Origin of the sequence: Pseudoalteromonas sp. SWN166, assembly GCF_015864485.1 — a bacterium.
GTDB lineage: Bacteria > Pseudomonadota > Gammaproteobacteria > Enterobacterales > Alteromonadaceae > Pseudoalteromonas.
Window position 1 is genome coordinate 1 of the sequence record NZ_JADYXB010000057.1, and the last position, 15539, is coordinate 15539.

A 15539-nucleotide genomic window follows, 5' to 3' on the forward strand; every position below is an offset into this window, starting at 1 on the left:
AACGAGTGAAACGTTATATTCTTCCAGAAAAAAGAAAACGGCCCAAAAGTAGGACCGTTCGAATTTCAAAAACTCGGTACACCATTAAGTCAAAACATGCTTAACTGAATGGTGTTAGCCTTTATGCGGCCTTTATGTGTAATAAACTGTATAAAACTTCATAGCGTTTCTACATATTCCCCACAGCTTTTTACGCTAATATTTTATGTTCTCTTATAAAGTTACCTTACTGGTATTTAGTTTATAAGAAAGAGTATGAAACCATTAATTATAGGGGCGATAGCATTAAGCCTGAGTGCTTGTTCTGCGGTAACCATTCAGCCACAGGCAACAGCAAAAATAACGAGCCAAGCTAATTACGAAGATAGTCGCTCATTTTACTTTTGGGGATTGGTAGGCGAGCAACGCGTAGACGTAAAACAAATATGTTCAAATACACCGGTTATTCAAATGCAGTCACAACAAACGTTTAGTGATGGAGCGCTGAGTTTAATTACGCTTGGAATATACTCGCCCCATACCATTAAAGTGTGGTGCCAAGAGCAAGTAATAGGGGAAACATTATGAGTATCAAGCTACTTGCAGCCGGTTGCACACTGATTATTTTAACGGGATGTACAAATATTTACTTTGATAACGGAGCACAAAGCAAAGTAAGCAATAAAACGCTAAAAAGCTCACAGTGGCATCATAATTTTGCACTTGCGTTGTACGAGGGATCAGAGCCGTTAGATTTAACAACACATTGCCCACAAGGTGAATGGCAAAGCGCTCATACGTATAAATCGTTTACTAATGGTTTAGCTGAGGTGGTTGTGAATCAAATCGGCCCAGCTTGGTACCCTAAAACAGTAGAAGTACAATGTAATAAGGTACCATTTAAGGCAAAACAGCTATAAAACGAGAAAAGGGCCAAAAGGCCCTTCGTGTTGCAGCAAGTAACACATTCTTTCTTATAAATTAAAGTCTACAGAATAAGCAACGTAAGCTTTAATATCTGAATCATCCATATCTGTATCAGACAAACCAAAAGTAAAACCGTCTTTCGAAATTGATACACCGTAATCTAAGATATTATCATCGCCAATAAAATCACCAGAGTAATGGCCTAAGTGAAGTGCCATTTCAGTGCCGTTACTGCCAACAGCAAAACCGTAGTCAGCTGTCAGGTAAAGTGAATCACCAAAGTCTGTACCATCACCACTTGCAGCTGATGTTGCTAATACAGAAGCACCAAAGGTAAAGCCTTCAACACTGATGCTACCGTAAATTTCAGAGAAATCTGCGTCTGCTTCAGAAGCTGCGTCTGGGTAAGCGTAATAAATATAACCAACATCGTAGCTAACACTTTCGTTAATATCGCCACCAAAGCCTGCATATAAGTCAAGCTCATAGGTCATTTCATCTGCCCACGATGCATTTGAAGCCCAAGTACCTGCATAAAAGCCCGATTCATTGGCATAATCAATACCGCCTGAAATAGCTGCATCGCCCCCAGTTTGCTCTTGACCACGCCATAAGTAGTTTGATGTTGCCGCTGCATTAGCAGTTACTTCAGCATGTACGGCTGTTGACGTTAAAGATGTTGCGCCCATTAATGCTATAGCACTTATAGCGATGGTTTTTTTTAGTTTTAGCATGTCCATTTCCCGTTATATGATTTTTGCTCGCCAAGGTTTTTATTATGTAATCGGAACCTTTAGGCTGACGGCTTTTTATTGTTTAACTAACGGGATAATTGCACTGTATGTGCCAGCTTCATTATTTTTACTAAAAATTATTTTTATATATTAAAAAACATGAGCTTGCATTTTATGAATAGGGAAGGGGTATAACATTAGGGAAGATGTTGCGCACGTTGGTGGTGCATAAATTAACCTAGCCGCACCATAAAAGTACGGCTAAATTAGAAGGTTTAACCGAATATAGTACGCATAAGGCTAATTGTTTCGTTTACACTGCGACCTTTTTGAACTTCACTCACAATTGAATCGCGTTTACTGCGAATATGTTCAGGAATATCGTCAGCAGCAAGGGCACGGTCTACTAAAATTTCTGCAGACTCTTTACCTCTACGCTGAGTTTTACCTGTTGTAGTTGTAGTACGTTTAGGCTTGCTTAGCAGTTTAATGTAGTTAGAGTTATCTGGTGTTTTAGCATCAGCATAGTGAAAGAAACATGGGATTAGCGCTTTAATAGCAACTAATTGTTCTTCTAACTCATTACTCGGTTTAGCCATTTTGTACCATGACATAGCTTGAATACCTTTTACGATATCTTGCCAGTAACGCTCAAAATCACTATTTTTAAGTTTAGAAACACCAAGGGCACCACATAAAGCATCTAATCGATTATTTGTAATCGGAGTAAATAAATCAGGACGACGCATTGCAAGCAAACGAGTTGCAGGCGCAAGTGTTGGTTTTTCGTTGTTGTCGGTGAATATTTTTGAATAAGCAGCAACAAATTGTTGATACTCATATTGAGTAATATCACCTTCAAGTGGAATATTCACTAGTGCATCATCAAAAGCACCTGGTAAATCACCAAGCATTTGATGGAAGCTCTTTGCACTCTTTGTAGATGCAAACCATTCAACGTCAAAGTTGTATGTGCTTGGATCAAGTGATGCCATGTGCTTACCGCTAAACGCAAGTAAGTCTTCAGGGATCATATCTTTAAGAGATTGTTCACGAATGCTTTTAATGTAGTCTACTAAGCGAAGCTGTTCATCAAGTGCAATAACGTCTTTGTGTTGTTCTACAAATACACTTACAACAGGCCAAGGAGCAATACGTAAAGTTTTAACCTGCAAAAAGCTGATAGCTGAAATAAGCTGGTCGTGTAGCTTTTTAAGTACAGGCAATTGCTGTGGCTCTAGTAAATCGTAGTTCATACGATCTCTGCTAGCATTTAGCAATTCGTAACACCAAGGTAAAAAATCATCAGGGTGGTTTTCTACTTTCACGGCCATAAGGTTAAGGCTTAACTCTGAAGATTGCTTCAGAATGTTCTGATAGATTTGGTTTTCTTGTTCGCCTAGCGTCATTTTTGACGGTGAAATTAGCAGTTTTTTCATGCCTTGTAGAATCTCCGGATTAGATATATATTTTTTTGCTGGTCTATTTTAGCGCAATTACGCTAATAACAACAGCGCTGTCCTTCATACGTTGTAATTGAAGTGACTAAATCGGTATTTTTACCACTAGAATGGCACTGAAGCTTTAACATGTATTAATCATTTTCATCCAGTACAAAGAGGCTTTCGACTGAGGTATTAAAATGCTTTGCTATTTTTAGAGCAATTATTACCGACGGCGTAAACCGGTTTGTTTCTACGGTACTTATTGTTTTGCGCGACACGTTAATAGCATCAGCAAGTTCTTGCTGTGAAAGCCCGGCCTCTTTACGAAATTTTGCTATGTTATTTTGCATTTCCTCTCCTAATCACGATTTTGCCAAAGCAATGAAGCGCCATATACCAAGAGCATGATACCTAGGTAGAATATTGCCATAGTTGCATGCGAGACTTCGCTAGCTATTTCATCGCCTTTATAAAAAACACCAAGAAGGCAATATACAAATGCAAAACTTAAATGTTTATAGGCATTAGTATCGATGGTGTTTAGAAACTCATCTTTATAAGCGTATTGAAAATACATTTTTAACGGAAAGCCCCCTTTAATGAGGTAAATAATCACTATAACTACATAAAAAGAAATGCCCAATCCAACAAATAATAACCCTTCGTTATCGTGCTTTATTAGTGAGTAAACACTGAGAAGTAAACAAACCATGCCTAAGCTTATACTAAGCCATATATTTTGACTCATAAGCTTTTCTTCAGTTTTAATATCTTGTTGTTTCATAGTATTCATCCTGTAATTGAATTTGATATTTTGTAATCCTTGGGTATCAATGTAACCTTGGGGTATCACCGGGTCAATGTTTATTTGTAACCTAAAGGTATCAAAATATTTCAGGAAAGATTCATATAGAACAGATAAAATGGTTTTAGTGGCTTTTTTAGATCAACTACAATGATTTTAAGGCTAACACTCGCTATGATAAGAACATTATTTGCAAGTTTGAAAGGACGATCATGAAAACCTTACTTAAAATTGTAGGTGTAATACTTTTACTATGTATAGCACTCATTGTTGCCGCACCGTTTTTAATCCCTACTGATACTATTTTTAATAAAGTGTCGCAGCAGGTAGAACAAACAACTGGGCGTACTCTTATTATTAAAGGTGATAAAACACTTAGCGTATTCCCCGCATTAAAGTTAGAACTTAACGACGTGCATTTTGCAAATATGGAATCAGGTTCGCGCGCCGATATGGCGAGTATGAAACAGCTTGCTGTACACATACCTTGGTTTTCATTATTTGGTGGTGAGTTTAAATTAGATAAGTTTGTTATAAACGAACCAAATATTCTATTAGAAACCGACAAAAATGGTAAAGCTAATTGGCAGTTGTTTGATGCAGTTGCAGAGCAACCTAAAGAGCAAAGCCAATCAGGTGAAGCGATAAAGCTTCCAGATAACTTTGATATTGAATTAGGTGAGGTTGCTATTTATGGCGGTACATTTACTTACCTAGATGGCCAAACAGGTGCTAAACAACAAATTAGTGATCTCGAGCTCGCTATTTTACTTCCTTCACTTCGTAAAACATTAGAAGTAAAAGGCGGTATTACTTATATGCAAGAACGTTTTGAGCTTGATATAAAACTAGATACTCCTGCTAAAGCAATCGAAGGCACCACTTTTAATGTTAAACAAAGCTTAGATTCTCGTTTAGTTGATCTAACGTTCGAAGGAAGCATTGCTCAGCAAGGCCAAGATATTAAAGGTCAGTTAGCACTAAGCGGTGAGTCTGTTAAAAGTATTGCGAAATGGCAAGGTGTAGAGTTAGACGCTAAAGAAAATGCTTTTAACGCATTTAGTGTAAACGGTAAAATGCACCTAGCAGGTGAGAAATTTAATTTAGAAGATTTAGTTGCGACGTTAGACGCATTGGAAATAAAAGGTAAGAGCGAGCTTAACCTAGGTAAGCGTTTAGCTGTAAATGCTGATATTGATTTAGGTATGCTTGATTTAAACCCGTACCTACCTGAAGCAGTAGCTAAACAAGAAGAGCCAGTAGAGCAAGATGATAAACCTGCAGAGCCAATAGTATGGGATGACACTAAAATTGATCTAAGTGCGTTAAATTCACTAGATGCGAATGTAGTTATTCGTTCAAGTGGATTAAAAGCTAACGATATTAAGTTGGGCGCAAATCAATTTACTGTTGCTTTAAAAAATAGCATTGCAAAACTAAGCCTAGATAGCTTTTCTGCTTATGAAGGGTCAGGTAAAGGCGTTATCAATGTAAACGCACAACAAGTACCTTATAAAATATCAACTAACTTTGACTTAGCTGGTATAGATGCACAGCCTTTATTAACGGATGCGGCAGGTTTTGACAAACTAATGGGTAAGGGGTCTTTAAATTGGAACCTAAACACAACTGGTCAAAGTCAAAAGTCGTTTATTGGTGCGCTTAACGGAAAGCTTGGATTTGAGTTTGCTGATGGAGCTGTAAAAGGTGCGAATATAGCTGAGATGGTACGTAAAGGTAAGGAGCTTATTTCAGGAAACTTTGGTGCAGCATCTGAAGGGTTAGATACAGGGTTTGAAGAATCTGAGCAAACGGATTTCTCTGCACTAACGGGAAGCTTCAACTTTACTAATGGTGTTGGCAAAAATACTGATTTATCACTTATTAGCCCACTTATTAGAATATCTGGTGAAGGGGACGTCGATTTACCGCAAACAATGGTTAACTACCGTTTGGTTACGGGCATAGTTGGATCAATCGAAGGACAGGGAACTACTGATGACAGTAGTGGCTTTAAAATACCATTACGTATAAAAGGGCCTTTTCATGATGTTGGTATAAAGCTTGATGTAGGCAATGCGCTCAAAGATGAAGCTAAGCAGAAAGTCGATGAGGCTAAAGAAAAAGCCAAAGACAAAGCAAAAGATAAGATTAAAGATAAATTAAAAGGTTTATTTGGTTAATCAACTACAGCTAACGTAAACAAGGCACTTATATAGTGCCTTGTTTGTTTTGTAACCACCTGTAAAATAGCTACATAGCCGTAATTACTCGACTTTAATAACCATACACTCAAAATTAATTAAAAAATAACCTATCGCTACCCCCTCAATGCTGGTACAATTGCCCGCCCTTAAGAGACAACTCGTTTGTTTTTTGATTGGGATTTAATCGAAATGTCTGATTTTTAAACAAATTTTAGACACGTTGTAATTACTACACCGGAGGTCATTAACATGATCCAAATGCAAACTCAGCTGGAAGTTGCTGATAACAGCGGCGCTCGCAAAGTGCAGTGTATAAAAGTCCTTGGTGGTTCACACCGTCGCTACGCAGCGATTGGCGACATCATTAAAGTTTCTGTAAAAGAAGCTATTCCTCGCGGTAAAGTGAAGAAAGGTGATGTTAAAAACGCGGTAGTTGTGCGTACCAGAAAAGGTGTTCGCCGTCCAGATGGTTCTCTGATCCGTTTTGACAGCAACGCGGCTGTTATCTTAAATGATAACTTGCAGCCAATTGGTACACGTATTTTCGGCCCTGTGACTCGCGAACTTCGTAATGATAAGTTCATGAAAATCGTTTCACTAGCCCCAGAAGTACTGTAAGGAGCCAATCATGGCAGCAAAAATACGTCGTGATGACGAAGTAATCGTACTAGCAGGTAAAGACAAAGGTAAGCGCGGAAAAGTGCTTTCAGTTGTTACTGAATCTGGTCGAATCTTTGTCGAAGGCATAAACTTGATCAAGAAACACCAAAAGCCGGTTCCACAATTGAACCAAGCTGGCGGCATTGTTGAGAAAGAAGCATCTATGGATGCATCAAACGTTGCGATCTTCAACTCGGAAACGAGTAAAGCTGATCGTGTAGGTTTCAAGATTGAAGATGGTAAGAAATTACGTATCTTTAAATCTACTGGTAAAACTATCTAATAGTTGGAGTAGAATGATGGCGAAACTGCATGAAGTATATAAAGACAAAGTAGTTGCTGAACTTCAAGAGAAGTTTGGTTTCAGCTCTGTCATGCAAGTCCCTCAGATCGAAAAGATCACATTGAATATGGGCGTGGGCGAAGCCCTAGCTGACAAGAAGATTTTAGATAACGCAGTAGCGGATCTAGCAGCAATCTCTGGTCAGAAACCTCTAATCACTAAAGCACGCAAATCTGTTGCTGGCTTCAAAGTGCGTGAAGGTTACCCGATTGGTTGTAAAGTAACCCTACGCGGCGAGCGTATGTGGGACTTTTTTGAGCGTTTGGTATCAATCGCTATCCCACGTATTCGTGACTTCCGTGGCGTAAGTGCTAAGTCTTTTGATGGACGTGGCAACTACAGCATGGGCGTACGTGAACAAATCATCTTCCCAGAAATCGATTACGATAAAGTAGACCGTGTACGCGGTATGGATATTACTATCACTACTTCTGCGAAATCTGATGAGGAAGGCCGTGCGTTGTTAGAAGCGTTTAACTTCCCATTTAAGAAATAAGGGTAGGGTTATGGCAAAGAATTCTATGAAAGCGCGCGAAGCAAAGCGCACAAAACTAGTTGCTCAGTTCGCTGAAAAGCGCGCAGCACTAAAAGCTATCATCAGTGATGTTAATACATCTGAAGATGATCGTTGGGACGCGGTACTTAAGCTACAAGCTTTACCTCGTGATTCTAGCCCTGCACGTCAACGTAATCGTTGTAACATTACGGGCCGCCCACATGGTTTCCTTCGCAAATTCGGCATGAGCCGTATTAAAGTTCGCGAAGCAGCTATGCGCGGTGAAATTCCTGGCCTTAAAAAGGCTAGCTGGTAATAGAATCATGGGAGTAAGACTATGAGCTTGCAAGATCCTATCGCGGATTTGTTTACACGAATTCGTAACGGTCAATCAGCGAAGAAAGTATCTGTAACGATGCCAACTTCAAAGCTGAAAGTAGCATTAGCTAAAGTACTAAAAGACGAAGGTTATATCGTAGATTTCGCCGTTAACGGTGAAACTAAACCTGAGCTTTCTATCGAGTTGAAGTACTTCGAAGGCAAAGCTGTAATTGAAAATATCCAGCGTGTAAGTCGCCCTGGTCTACGTATCTATAAGAAACGTGACCAATTACCTAAGGTAATGGGTGGTCTTGGTATCGCTATCGTATCAACTTCTAAAGGCCTAATGACAGACCGCACAGCACGTAGTGCTGGTGTTGGTGGTGAAATCATTGGTTTTGTAGCTTAATCGGAGGGGAACTATGTCTCGCATAGCAAAGGCACCAATTACTGTTCCTGCCGGTGTAGAAGTTACATTAAAAGGCCAGGAAATCACAGTTAAAGGCAAAAACGGTGAACTTACTCGTACTATCAACAACGCTGTTGAAGTACAAGTTAATGACAACGTTATTACTACTTTACCTCGTGATGGCGTAGCGAATGCATGGGCTCAAGCAGGTACTGCTCGCGCTCTAATCAACAACATGGTTGTTGGTACGCATGAAGGTTACGAGAAGAAACTTCAGTTAGTAGGCGTGGGTTACCGTGCTGCAGCTAAGGGTAAAACATTAGATTTAACTCTTGGCTTCTCACACCCAGTTAATTTCGCAGTTCCTGAAGGAATTACGATTGAAACTCCAAGCCAAACAGAAGTTCTAGTTAAGGGCGTAGATAAGCAGTTAGTTGGTCAAACAGCTGCTAACATTCGTGCATACCGTAAACCTGAGCCTTATAAAGGTAAGGGTGTTCGTTATTCAGATGAGAATGTACGCCGTAAAGAGGCTAAGAAGAAGTAAGGTAAGACGATGGATAAAAAAACAGCTCGTCTACGTCGTGCTAAACGCACTCGTAGAAATTATATTGAACAAGGCACAACGCGTCTTGTTATCCACCGCACGCCACGTCACATCTACGCTCAAGTTGTAAATGCTGAGGGTAATGTACTGGCTGCTGCTTCTACTGTTGAAAAGGCTATTAGCGAAACAGTTAAAGGCACCGGTAACGTTGAAGCTGCGCAAGCAGTTGGCAAAGCGGTTGCTGAACGTGCGGCTGACAAAGGCATCGAAAAGATTGCTTTTGATCGCAGTGGCTTTAAATATCACGGCCGTGTGAAGGCGCTAGCTGATGCTGCGCGTGAAGCCGGTTTGCAATTCTAGGAGTAGACTATGGCTAACGTAGAAGCAAAGCAACAACAGCCTGATCTAGCTGAAAAGCTAATCGCGGTGAACCGTGTGTCTAAAGTAGTTAAAGGTGGTCGTATCTTTAGCTTTACTGCACTAACTGTAGTTGGTGATGGCGCAGGTAAAGTAGGTTTCGGTTATGGTAAAGCACGTGAAGTTCCAGCTGCTATTCAAAAAGCAATGGAAAAAGCACGTCGTAACATGATCAACGTAGACCTAAATGGCAACACATTACAGCATCCTGTTAAGGGACGTCATGCTGGCTCACTAGTGTTCATGAAACCAGCATCTGAAGGTACTGGTATCATTGCAGGTGGTGCTATGCGTGCAGTACTTGAAGTGACTGGTGTGCAGAACGTACTTTCTAAATGTTACGGTTCTACTAACCCAATCAACGTGGTACGTGCAACGATTTCGGCTCTTGAGAATATGAATTCTCCACAGTCAATCGCTGCAAAACGTGGCCTTCGCGTAGACGAAATACTGGGGTAACCATGGCAAATCAAACTGTAAAAGTAACACAAGTAAAAAGCTCTATCGGTCGTTTACCGAAACATAAAGCTACATTACGCGGTCTTGGTTTACGTCGTATCAACCACACTGTTGAGTTAGAAGACACAGCATGTGTACGTGGTATGATAAACAAGGTTTCTTACATGGTTAAGGTAGAGGGTTAATTCGATGCATTTGAATACACTTTCACCTGCTGCAGGTTCAAAAACTGCTCCAAAACGTGTTGGTCGTGGTATCGGTTCTGGTCTTGGTAAGACTGGCGGTCGTGGTCACAAAGGTCAAAAATCACGTTCTGGCGGCAAAGTACGCGTTGGTTTTGAAGGCGGTCAAATGCCTATGCAACGTCGTCTACCTAAATTTGGTTTCACTTCTCGCAAATCTTTAGTATCTGCAGAAATAAACCTTTTTGAAATCGCTAAAGTTGAAGGCGATGTGGTAGACCTAAGCGCGTTACAAGCAGCTGGTCTAGTTAAAAAGAACGTTCTTTTCGTTAAAGTTGTTAAATCTGGCGAAGTTTCACGCGCTGTTACCGTTAAAGGCCTTAAAGCCTCTAAAGGTGCTCGCGAAGCTATTGAAGCTGCCGGAGGCAAGGTAGAAGACTAAGGAAGTACTAATGGCTAAACCAGGTCAAGATACAAAAAGTGCACAAGGTGGACTTTCGGAATTGAAGCGCCGATTACTCTTCGTATTGGGTGCTATCATAATTTACCGTCTAGGTTCATTTGTGCCGATCCCTGGGATTGACGCCGCTGTACTTGCCGATTTCTTCGAGCAACAAAAGGGCACCATTGTTGAAATGTTCAACATGTTTAGTGGTGGTGCTCTTGAGCGAGCTTCAGTGTTAGCACTGGGTATTATGCCGTATATCTCGGCTTCGATTATTACGCAACTATTAACGCATATGTATCCTCCGTTTATAGAGCTTAAGAAAGAAGGTGAGCAAGGGCGTAAAAAAATTAGCCAGTACACACGCTATGGCACGCTTGTGCTAGCTACTATTCAATCAATCGGTATTGCTTCTAGCTTACCGGGCATGATGGAGGGGTTAGTTGTTAACCCTGGTATGGGTTTCTACTTCACCGCAGTGGTGAGTTTAGTGACTGGTACTATGTTCCTTATGTGGTTGGGTGAACAAATTACAGAACGCGGTATCGGTAACGGTATCTCAGTTCTAATATTTGTTGGTATTGTAGCTAACTTGCCGTCTGCTATTGGTTCGACAGTCGAAATGGCGCGCCAAGGTGATTTGAATGTTTTTGTACTACTGATGGTTGCGGTAATCGTATTCGCTGTTACTTATCTTGTAGTGTTTTTTGAACGTGGACAACGTCGTATTGTTGTTAACTACGCTAAACGCCAACAAGGTCGTCAAGTATTTGCTGCTCAAAGCACGCATTTACCACTAAAAGTAAATATGGCGGGTGTTATTCCACCAATCTTCGCTAGTAGTATAATTCTGTTCCCTGGTACAATTGCTAGCTGGTTCGGCCAAGGTGAAGGTCCAGTTGCTGATGTATTACAAGCTGTAGCTACTACGTTGACCCCAGGTCAACCGTTGTACTCACTTGTACTAGCAGCAGCTATTATCTTCTTCTGCTTTTTCTATACAGCGTTGGTTTTTAACCCTCGTGAAACAGCAGATAACCTTAAGAAATCTGGCGCATTTATCCCAGGTATTCGTCCAGGTGAGCAGACATCTAAATACATTGATAAAGTGATGACACGCCTGACATTGGCAGGTGCTTTGTATATAACCTTTATCTGTCTGGTGCCTGAATTCATGACGATGGCGTGGCAAACGCCATTCTACTTCGGCGGTACATCAGTTTTGATTATCGTTGTAGTAATCATGGACTTTATGGCACAAGTACAGACTCACCTGATGTCTCATCAGTATGATTCTGTGCTGAAAAAAGCGAACCTTAAAGGCTACGGTCGATAAGGTCAGTTTACGGAGTTGAGCAATGAAAGTACGTGCTTCCGTTAAGAAAATATGCCGTAACTGTAAAGTTATTAAACGTGCTGGTGTAGTACGCGTAATTTGCAGTGAGCCTAAGCATAAGCAAAGGCAAGGCTAAGTAAACAGCGTGCAGGCTGAGTTTTCTCGGCCTGTGTTTTTAGTAGTAATTTGGTCTTCGTTTGAGTATCCTTACGGGCTTTTCAAACAGATGATTACCAAATTCGAATATAGGAGATGTGTTAGTGGCCCGTATTGCTGGCATTAACGTCCCTGATCATAAACATGCAGTTATTGGTTTAACAGCTATTTATGGCATAGGTAAGACTCGCTCTAAGGCTATCTTAGTAGCGACTGGTATCGCCGAAACCACAAAAATCGGTGAACTTTCAGACGAAATTCTTGACGTACTGCGTGATGCAGTTGGCAAGTACACTGTTGAAGGTGATCTTCGTCGTGAAGTTACTTTAAATATCAAGCGCCTTATGGACCTTGGTTGTTATCGTGGCCTACGTCACCGTCGCTCTTTACCACTACGTGGTCAAAGAACTAAGACTAACGCGCGCACCCGTAAGGGTCCACGTAAGCCTATTAAGCGATAAGGGGATAGTATTATGGCTAAGACACCAATTCGTCGTAAAAAGGTTAAAAAACAAGTTGCTGATGGTATGGCTCATGTTCATGCGTCTTTCAACAACACTATTGTAACGATTACCGACCGTCAAGGTAATGCACTATCATGGGCTACTGCCGGTGGTTCAGGTTTCCGTGGTTCACGTAAATCTACACCATTTGCTGCTCAGGTTGCTGCAGAGCGTGCAGGTACTGCTGCTCAAGAATACGGTTTAAAAAATCTAGAAGTTTTCATCAAAGGTCCAGGTCCAGGTCGTGAATCTGCTGTACGTGCTTTGAATGCTGCTGGTTACCGTATTACCAACATTACTGACGTGACGCCTATACCACATAATGGTTGTCGTCCACCGAAGAAACGTCGCGTTTAACAATAGGTTAGGAGAAATAACATGGCAAGATATTTGGGCCCTAAGCTCAAGCTGAGTCGTCGTGAAGGTACTGACCTGTTCCTTAAGAGCGGCGTAAGAGCTATCGACTCTAAGTGTAAACTTGAGACTGCACCTGGTCAGCACGGCGCCCGTAAAGGTCGTTTATCTGATTACGGTTTACAATTACGTGAAAAGCAAAAAGTACGTCGTATATACGGTGTATTAGAAAAGCAATTCCGTAACTACTACAAAGAAGCTGCTCGCCTTAAAGGTAATACAGGTGAAAACTTGTTACAGCTTTTAGAGCAACGTTTAGACAATGTTGTATATCGCATGGGTTTTGCTAGCACACGTGCAGAAGCACGTCAGTTAGTAAGCCATAAAGCGATTTTAGTTAATGGTCGTGTTGTGAACATTCCTTCATACGTAATTACTCCAGAAGATACTGTTGTAATCCGTGAGAAGTCTAAGACACAAGCACGTATCATCGCTGCTCTAGAGTTGGCTGAGCAACGTGAAAAGCCGACTTGGGTTGAAGTTGACGGTAAGAAATTGGAAGGCAGCTTTAAGCGTCTACCTGAGCGTTCAGACCTGTCTGCGGACATTAATGAACAACTAATCGTCGAACTTTACTCTAAGTAAAGTTAAGAGTTAAGAGAGGATAAAATGCAGGGTTCTGTTACAGAATTTCTAAAACCAAGGTTAGTCGACATCGACGCTATCAACCCAACGCGTTCTAAAATAGTTTTAGAACCATTAGAGCGTGGCTTTGGCCATACTCTGGGTAATGCTTTACGCCGTATATTACTTTCATCTATGCCTGGATGTGCAGTAACTGAAGTTGAAATCGACGGTGTATTACATGAGTACAGCGCGAAAGAAGGCGTTCAAGAAGACATCATTGAAATACTATTAAACCTTAAAGGTTTAGCAGTAACGTTAGAAGGCAAAGATGAAGTTTTTCTGACCCTGACTAAATCTGGTGTAGGCCCTGTTACTGCGGCTGATATTCAGCACGATGGCGATGTAACAATTGCTAATCCAGATCACGTTATTTGTAATTTAACTACAAATAACAGCGAGATCAGCATGCGTATTCGTGTTGAACGTGGTCGTGGTTATGTGCCGGCATCTAGTCGTTTATCCTCTGATGACGATGAGCGTCCAATTGGTAGATTGTTGCTTGATGCATCATTTAGCCCAGTTGAACGTATTGCGTACTCGGTTGAATCAGCTCGAGTTGAGCAACGTACAGATTTAGACAAGTTAATCATTGATATGGAAACAAACGGCACTTTAGATCCAGAAGAAGCGATCCGCCGTGCGTCTACTATCTTAGCTGAGCAATTAGATGCATTCGTAGATTTACGTGATGTAACTGAGCCAGAAGAGAAAGAAGAGAAGCCAGAATTCGATCCTATTCTACTTCGTCCAGTTGATGACCTTGAATTAACAGTACGCTCAGCAAATTGTTTGAAAGCCGAGCAAATTCAATATATCGGTGATTTAGTTCAGCGCACTGAAGTTGAGCTTCTTAAAACGCCTAATTTAGGTAAGAAGTCTCTAACTGAAATTAAAGACGTGCTAGCTTCACGTGGACTTTCTCTAGGCATGCGCCTAGAAAATTGGCCACCTGCAAGTTTAGCTGAATAATCTAAATCACTATATTAGTTTAGTTAGAAGGATAGGGTCATGCGCCATCGTAAGAGTGGTCGTCAATTAAACCGTAACAGTAGCCATCGTAAAGCGATGTTTAGCAATATGGCAGGTTCTTTGGTGAAACATGAAATCATCAAAACTACTTTGCCTAAAGCGAAAGAGTTACGTCGTGTAATTGAACCTTTAATCACACTGGCTAAGACTGACAGTGTAGCAAATCGCCGTTTAGCGTTTGCTCGCACGCGTGATAATGAAGTTGTTGGTAAATTATTCAGTGAAATCGGTCCACGTAACGCGGATCGTCCAGGTGGTTACACTCGTATTCTTAAGTGTGGCTTCCGTACTGGTGATAATGCACCAATGGCTTATATTGAACTAGTTGGTCGCCCAGCGACTAGCGAAGCAGTTCAAGAAGACGCACAGTCTGCAGAGTAAGTCTTAAAGAAACCTAAAAGCCGAGCTTATGCTCGGCTTTTTCTTGCCTAAAATTTGTCAAACTATATGAACGAGTAATTACCTTCTATTATGTGTATCGACTCATAGATTCTGAATCGATAGGTTGTTTTGACAGCTATTTTAATAGCTACCTAGTGACTCTTTACTTACCATTGATTGAAAATAGCCTATCAGGTTCTAGTTAAAGATCATTTTCATTATATAGTGATTTACAGTTATTAATGATAGCACTTCGAATTTAACTACCATTAAGCAATCCCTGATTAAGTTTTTATTTATTAGAGCTTATCAGAAGATATAGCGTTCGCTCTCTTAATCTATATACCGGTACTAAGAACCTCATAGTAAAGCTAATCATTGCGGCCTAAGTAAACTCACTTCTTAAATAAAACATAGCCCAATGAATTCAAATCTCAGCTTTTGACTATTTCAAATGATTTTAGCAACACGACTCTTAACTTATTGGTTGGCTTTTTCAGGATTGTTGATCCAAATACGTCTCTACTGATAGCTAGTTATCATAATTTTGATTTTAAATAGCCCTATAAACTTCTTGATACAGGTGGTTTAGTTGTGTTTTTGAGCGTTTAGCTCAAATACTCAGCGAACAGCACTTTATTTCAAGTTTTCTTCAAAAAAGGGTTGATCTGTTTTCGGATCTCCCTATAATGCGACCCCACTGAGACGGGAAACGCC

General features: G+C 40.7%; 24 protein-coding genes. 20 read left to right on the top strand and 4 right to left on the bottom strand.

Annotated elements, in window-relative coordinates; all coding sequences use genetic code 11:
* Positions 1-255 precede the first annotated feature (255 nt).
* Both I6F49_RS19215 and I6F49_RS19220 read left to right on the top strand, forming a co-directional pair.
* Positions 256-567: a Bor family protein gene (locus I6F49_RS19215; protein WP_165729093.1), complete on the top strand. Its 312-nt coding sequence runs from the start codon at positions 256-258 to the stop codon at positions 565-567.
* A complete protein-coding gene (locus I6F49_RS19220; protein WP_165729094.1) occupies positions 564-899 on the top strand; it encodes a Bor/Iss family lipoprotein in 336 nt (111 codons plus the stop codon). Before I6F49_RS19215 ends, I6F49_RS19220 begins: the two co-directional genes overlap by 4 nt.
* A 54-nt stretch (positions 900-953) precedes the next feature.
* Here the strand turns inward: I6F49_RS19220 and I6F49_RS19225 are convergent, their stop codons facing one another.
* From I6F49_RS19225 to I6F49_RS19240, 4 genes are all read right to left on the bottom strand, one after another.
* On the bottom strand, positions 954-1640 hold the full coding sequence (locus tag I6F49_RS19225) for a TorF family putative porin (RefSeq protein WP_024591363.1): 687 nt from the start codon (positions 1638-1640) through the stop codon (positions 954-956).
* 275 nt (positions 1641-1915) lie between these two features.
* Positions 1916-3079, bottom strand: coding sequence for a hypothetical protein (locus I6F49_RS19230; RefSeq protein ID WP_165729097.1), 1164 nt, complete (start codon positions 3077-3079; stop codon positions 1916-1918).
* Positions 3080-3234: 155 nt separating this feature from the next.
* Entirely contained in the window at positions 3235-3435 is a 201-nt protein-coding gene (locus I6F49_RS19235; RefSeq protein WP_010554918.1) for a helix-turn-helix transcriptional regulator, read from the bottom strand.
* Between the two features lie 8 nt (positions 3436-3443).
* The gene (locus I6F49_RS19240) at positions 3444-3869 is read right to left on the bottom strand and encodes a hypothetical protein (RefSeq protein WP_197181651.1); all 426 of its coding nucleotides are present in this window, start codon (positions 3867-3869) and stop codon (positions 3444-3446) included.
* Positions 3870-4102: 233 nt separating this feature from the next.
* Between I6F49_RS19240 and I6F49_RS19245 the strand changes: the two genes are divergently transcribed.
* From I6F49_RS19245 to rplQ, 18 genes are all read left to right on the top strand, one after another.
* Positions 4103-6073, top strand: a complete 1971-nt coding sequence (locus I6F49_RS19245; protein ID WP_197181652.1) for an AsmA family protein — start codon at positions 4103-4105, stop codon at positions 6071-6073.
* Between the two features lie 273 nt (positions 6074-6346).
* Entirely contained in the window at positions 6347-6715 is a 369-nt protein-coding gene (gene rplN / locus I6F49_RS19250; RefSeq protein WP_002959498.1) for a 50S ribosomal protein L14, read from the top strand.
* Between the two features lie 10 nt (positions 6716-6725).
* A complete protein-coding gene (gene rplX, locus I6F49_RS19255; RefSeq protein WP_002959496.1) occupies positions 6726-7040 on the top strand; it encodes a 50S ribosomal protein L24 in 315 nt (104 codons plus the stop codon).
* A gap of 16 nt (positions 7041-7056) precedes the next feature.
* Positions 7057-7596, top strand: a complete 540-nt coding sequence (rplE, locus tag I6F49_RS19260; protein WP_010554915.1) for a 50S ribosomal protein L5 — start codon at positions 7057-7059, stop codon at positions 7594-7596.
* A gap of 10 nt (positions 7597-7606) precedes the next feature.
* On the top strand, positions 7607-7912 hold the full coding sequence (rpsN, locus tag I6F49_RS19265; RefSeq protein ID WP_010554914.1) for a 30S ribosomal protein S14: 306 nt from the start codon (positions 7607-7609) through the stop codon (positions 7910-7912).
* Between the two features lie 21 nt (positions 7913-7933).
* Positions 7934-8326, top strand: a complete 393-nt coding sequence (gene rpsH / locus I6F49_RS19270; RefSeq protein WP_007584660.1) for a 30S ribosomal protein S8 — start codon at positions 7934-7936, stop codon at positions 8324-8326.
* 13 nt (positions 8327-8339) lie between these two features.
* Positions 8340-8873 carry a 50S ribosomal protein L6 gene (gene rplF / locus I6F49_RS19275; protein WP_002959488.1) on the top strand — a complete coding sequence of 178 codons (534 nt, stop codon included), beginning with the start codon at positions 8340-8342 and terminating at the stop codon, positions 8871-8873.
* A gap of 9 nt (positions 8874-8882) precedes the next feature.
* Complete coding sequence (gene rplR / locus I6F49_RS19280) at positions 8883-9233, top strand: 50S ribosomal protein L18 (RefSeq protein ID WP_002959486.1); 351 nt, start codon at positions 8883-8885, stop codon at positions 9231-9233.
* 9 nt (positions 9234-9242) lie between these two features.
* Positions 9243-9749, top strand: a complete 507-nt coding sequence (rpsE, locus tag I6F49_RS19285) for a 30S ribosomal protein S5 (RefSeq protein ID WP_002959485.1) — start codon at positions 9243-9245, stop codon at positions 9747-9749.
* Positions 9750-9751: 2 nt separating this feature from the next.
* Entirely contained in the window at positions 9752-9934 is a 183-nt protein-coding gene (gene rpmD, locus I6F49_RS19290; protein WP_002959482.1) for a 50S ribosomal protein L30, read from the top strand.
* A gap of 4 nt (positions 9935-9938) precedes the next feature.
* Positions 9939-10373 (top strand): 50S ribosomal protein L15, encoded by a 435-nt coding sequence (rplO, locus tag I6F49_RS19295; RefSeq protein WP_002959480.1) that lies wholly within the window; start codon positions 9939-9941, stop codon positions 10371-10373.
* A gap of 10 nt (positions 10374-10383) precedes the next feature.
* Entirely contained in the window at positions 10384-11712 is a 1329-nt protein-coding gene (gene secY, locus I6F49_RS19300) for a preprotein translocase subunit SecY (protein WP_007584663.1), read from the top strand.
* A 22-nt stretch (positions 11713-11734) separates the two neighbouring features.
* On the top strand, positions 11735-11848 hold the full coding sequence (gene rpmJ, locus I6F49_RS19305; protein WP_002959476.1) for a 50S ribosomal protein L36: 114 nt from the start codon (positions 11735-11737) through the stop codon (positions 11846-11848).
* 124 nt (positions 11849-11972) lie between these two features.
* Positions 11973-12329 (top strand): 30S ribosomal protein S13, encoded by a 357-nt coding sequence (gene rpsM / locus I6F49_RS19310; RefSeq protein ID WP_007584664.1) that lies wholly within the window; start codon positions 11973-11975, stop codon positions 12327-12329.
* 12 nt (positions 12330-12341) lie between these two features.
* Positions 12342-12728, top strand: coding sequence for a 30S ribosomal protein S11 (gene rpsK, locus I6F49_RS19315; RefSeq protein WP_002959471.1), 387 nt, complete (start codon positions 12342-12344; stop codon positions 12726-12728).
* A gap of 21 nt (positions 12729-12749) precedes the next feature.
* Positions 12750-13370: a 30S ribosomal protein S4 gene (gene rpsD, locus I6F49_RS19320; RefSeq protein ID WP_002959461.1), complete on the top strand. Its 621-nt coding sequence runs from the start codon at positions 12750-12752 to the stop codon at positions 13368-13370.
* A gap of 24 nt (positions 13371-13394) precedes the next feature.
* Entirely contained in the window at positions 13395-14381 is a 987-nt protein-coding gene (locus I6F49_RS19325; protein WP_002959452.1) for a DNA-directed RNA polymerase subunit alpha, read from the top strand.
* A gap of 39 nt (positions 14382-14420) precedes the next feature.
* A complete protein-coding gene (gene rplQ, locus I6F49_RS19330; protein WP_002959450.1) occupies positions 14421-14822 on the top strand; it encodes a 50S ribosomal protein L17 in 402 nt (133 codons plus the stop codon).
* The last annotated feature ends 717 nt before the right edge of the window (positions 14823-15539 follow it).

Excerpts from the sequence above, each read along its gene's own strand:
- rplE (WP_010554915.1), top strand. The coding sequence starts at position 7,057 with ATGGCGAAACTGCATGAAGTATATAAAGACAAAGTAGTTGCTGAACTT.
- I6F49_RS19225 (WP_024591363.1), bottom strand. The coding sequence starts at position 1,640 with ATGCTAAAACTAAAAAAAACCATCGCTATAAGTGCTATAGCATTAATG.
- I6F49_RS19235 (WP_010554918.1), bottom strand. The coding sequence starts at position 3,435 with ATGCAAAATAACATAGCAAAATTTCGTAAAGAGGCCGGGCTTTCACAG.
- rpsH (WP_007584660.1), top strand. The coding sequence starts at position 7,934 with ATGAGCTTGCAAGATCCTATCGCGGATTTGTTTACACGAATTCGTAAC.
- rpsK (WP_002959471.1), top strand. The coding sequence starts at position 12,342 with ATGGCTAAGACACCAATTCGTCGTAAAAAGGTTAAAAAACAAGTTGCT.
- rpmJ (WP_002959476.1), top strand. The coding sequence starts at position 11,735 with ATGAAAGTACGTGCTTCCGTTAAGAAAATATGCCGTAACTGTAAAGTT.
- I6F49_RS19240 (WP_197181651.1), bottom strand. The coding sequence starts at position 3,869 with ATGAAACAACAAGATATTAAAACTGAAGAAAAGCTTATGAGTCAAAAT.
- I6F49_RS19245 (WP_197181652.1), top strand. The coding sequence starts at position 4,103 with ATGAAAACCTTACTTAAAATTGTAGGTGTAATACTTTTACTATGTATA.
- rplN (WP_002959498.1), top strand. The coding sequence starts at position 6,347 with ATGATCCAAATGCAAACTCAGCTGGAAGTTGCTGATAACAGCGGCGCT.
- rpmD (WP_002959482.1), top strand. The coding sequence starts at position 9,752 with ATGGCAAATCAAACTGTAAAAGTAACACAAGTAAAAAGCTCTATCGGT.
- I6F49_RS19325 (WP_002959452.1), top strand. The coding sequence starts at position 13,395 with ATGCAGGGTTCTGTTACAGAATTTCTAAAACCAAGGTTAGTCGACATC.
- I6F49_RS19230 (WP_165729097.1), bottom strand. The coding sequence starts at position 3,079 with ATGAAAAAACTGCTAATTTCACCGTCAAAAATGACGCTAGGCGAACAA.
- rpsE (WP_002959485.1), top strand. The coding sequence starts at position 9,243 with ATGGCTAACGTAGAAGCAAAGCAACAACAGCCTGATCTAGCTGAAAAG.
- rplR (WP_002959486.1), top strand. The coding sequence starts at position 8,883 with ATGGATAAAAAAACAGCTCGTCTACGTCGTGCTAAACGCACTCGTAGA.
- rplF (WP_002959488.1), top strand. The coding sequence starts at position 8,340 with ATGTCTCGCATAGCAAAGGCACCAATTACTGTTCCTGCCGGTGTAGAA.
- I6F49_RS19215 (WP_165729093.1), top strand. The coding sequence starts at position 256 with ATGAAACCATTAATTATAGGGGCGATAGCATTAAGCCTGAGTGCTTGT.
- I6F49_RS19220 (WP_165729094.1), top strand. The coding sequence starts at position 564 with ATGAGTATCAAGCTACTTGCAGCCGGTTGCACACTGATTATTTTAACG.
- rpsD (WP_002959461.1), top strand. The coding sequence starts at position 12,750 with ATGGCAAGATATTTGGGCCCTAAGCTCAAGCTGAGTCGTCGTGAAGGT.
- rplO (WP_002959480.1), top strand. The coding sequence starts at position 9,939 with ATGCATTTGAATACACTTTCACCTGCTGCAGGTTCAAAAACTGCTCCA.
- rplX (WP_002959496.1), top strand. The coding sequence starts at position 6,726 with ATGGCAGCAAAAATACGTCGTGATGACGAAGTAATCGTACTAGCAGGT.
- secY (WP_007584663.1), top strand. The coding sequence starts at position 10,384 with ATGGCTAAACCAGGTCAAGATACAAAAAGTGCACAAGGTGGACTTTCG.
- rpsN (WP_010554914.1), top strand. The coding sequence starts at position 7,607 with ATGGCAAAGAATTCTATGAAAGCGCGCGAAGCAAAGCGCACAAAACTA.
- rplQ (WP_002959450.1), top strand. The coding sequence starts at position 14,421 with ATGCGCCATCGTAAGAGTGGTCGTCAATTAAACCGTAACAGTAGCCAT.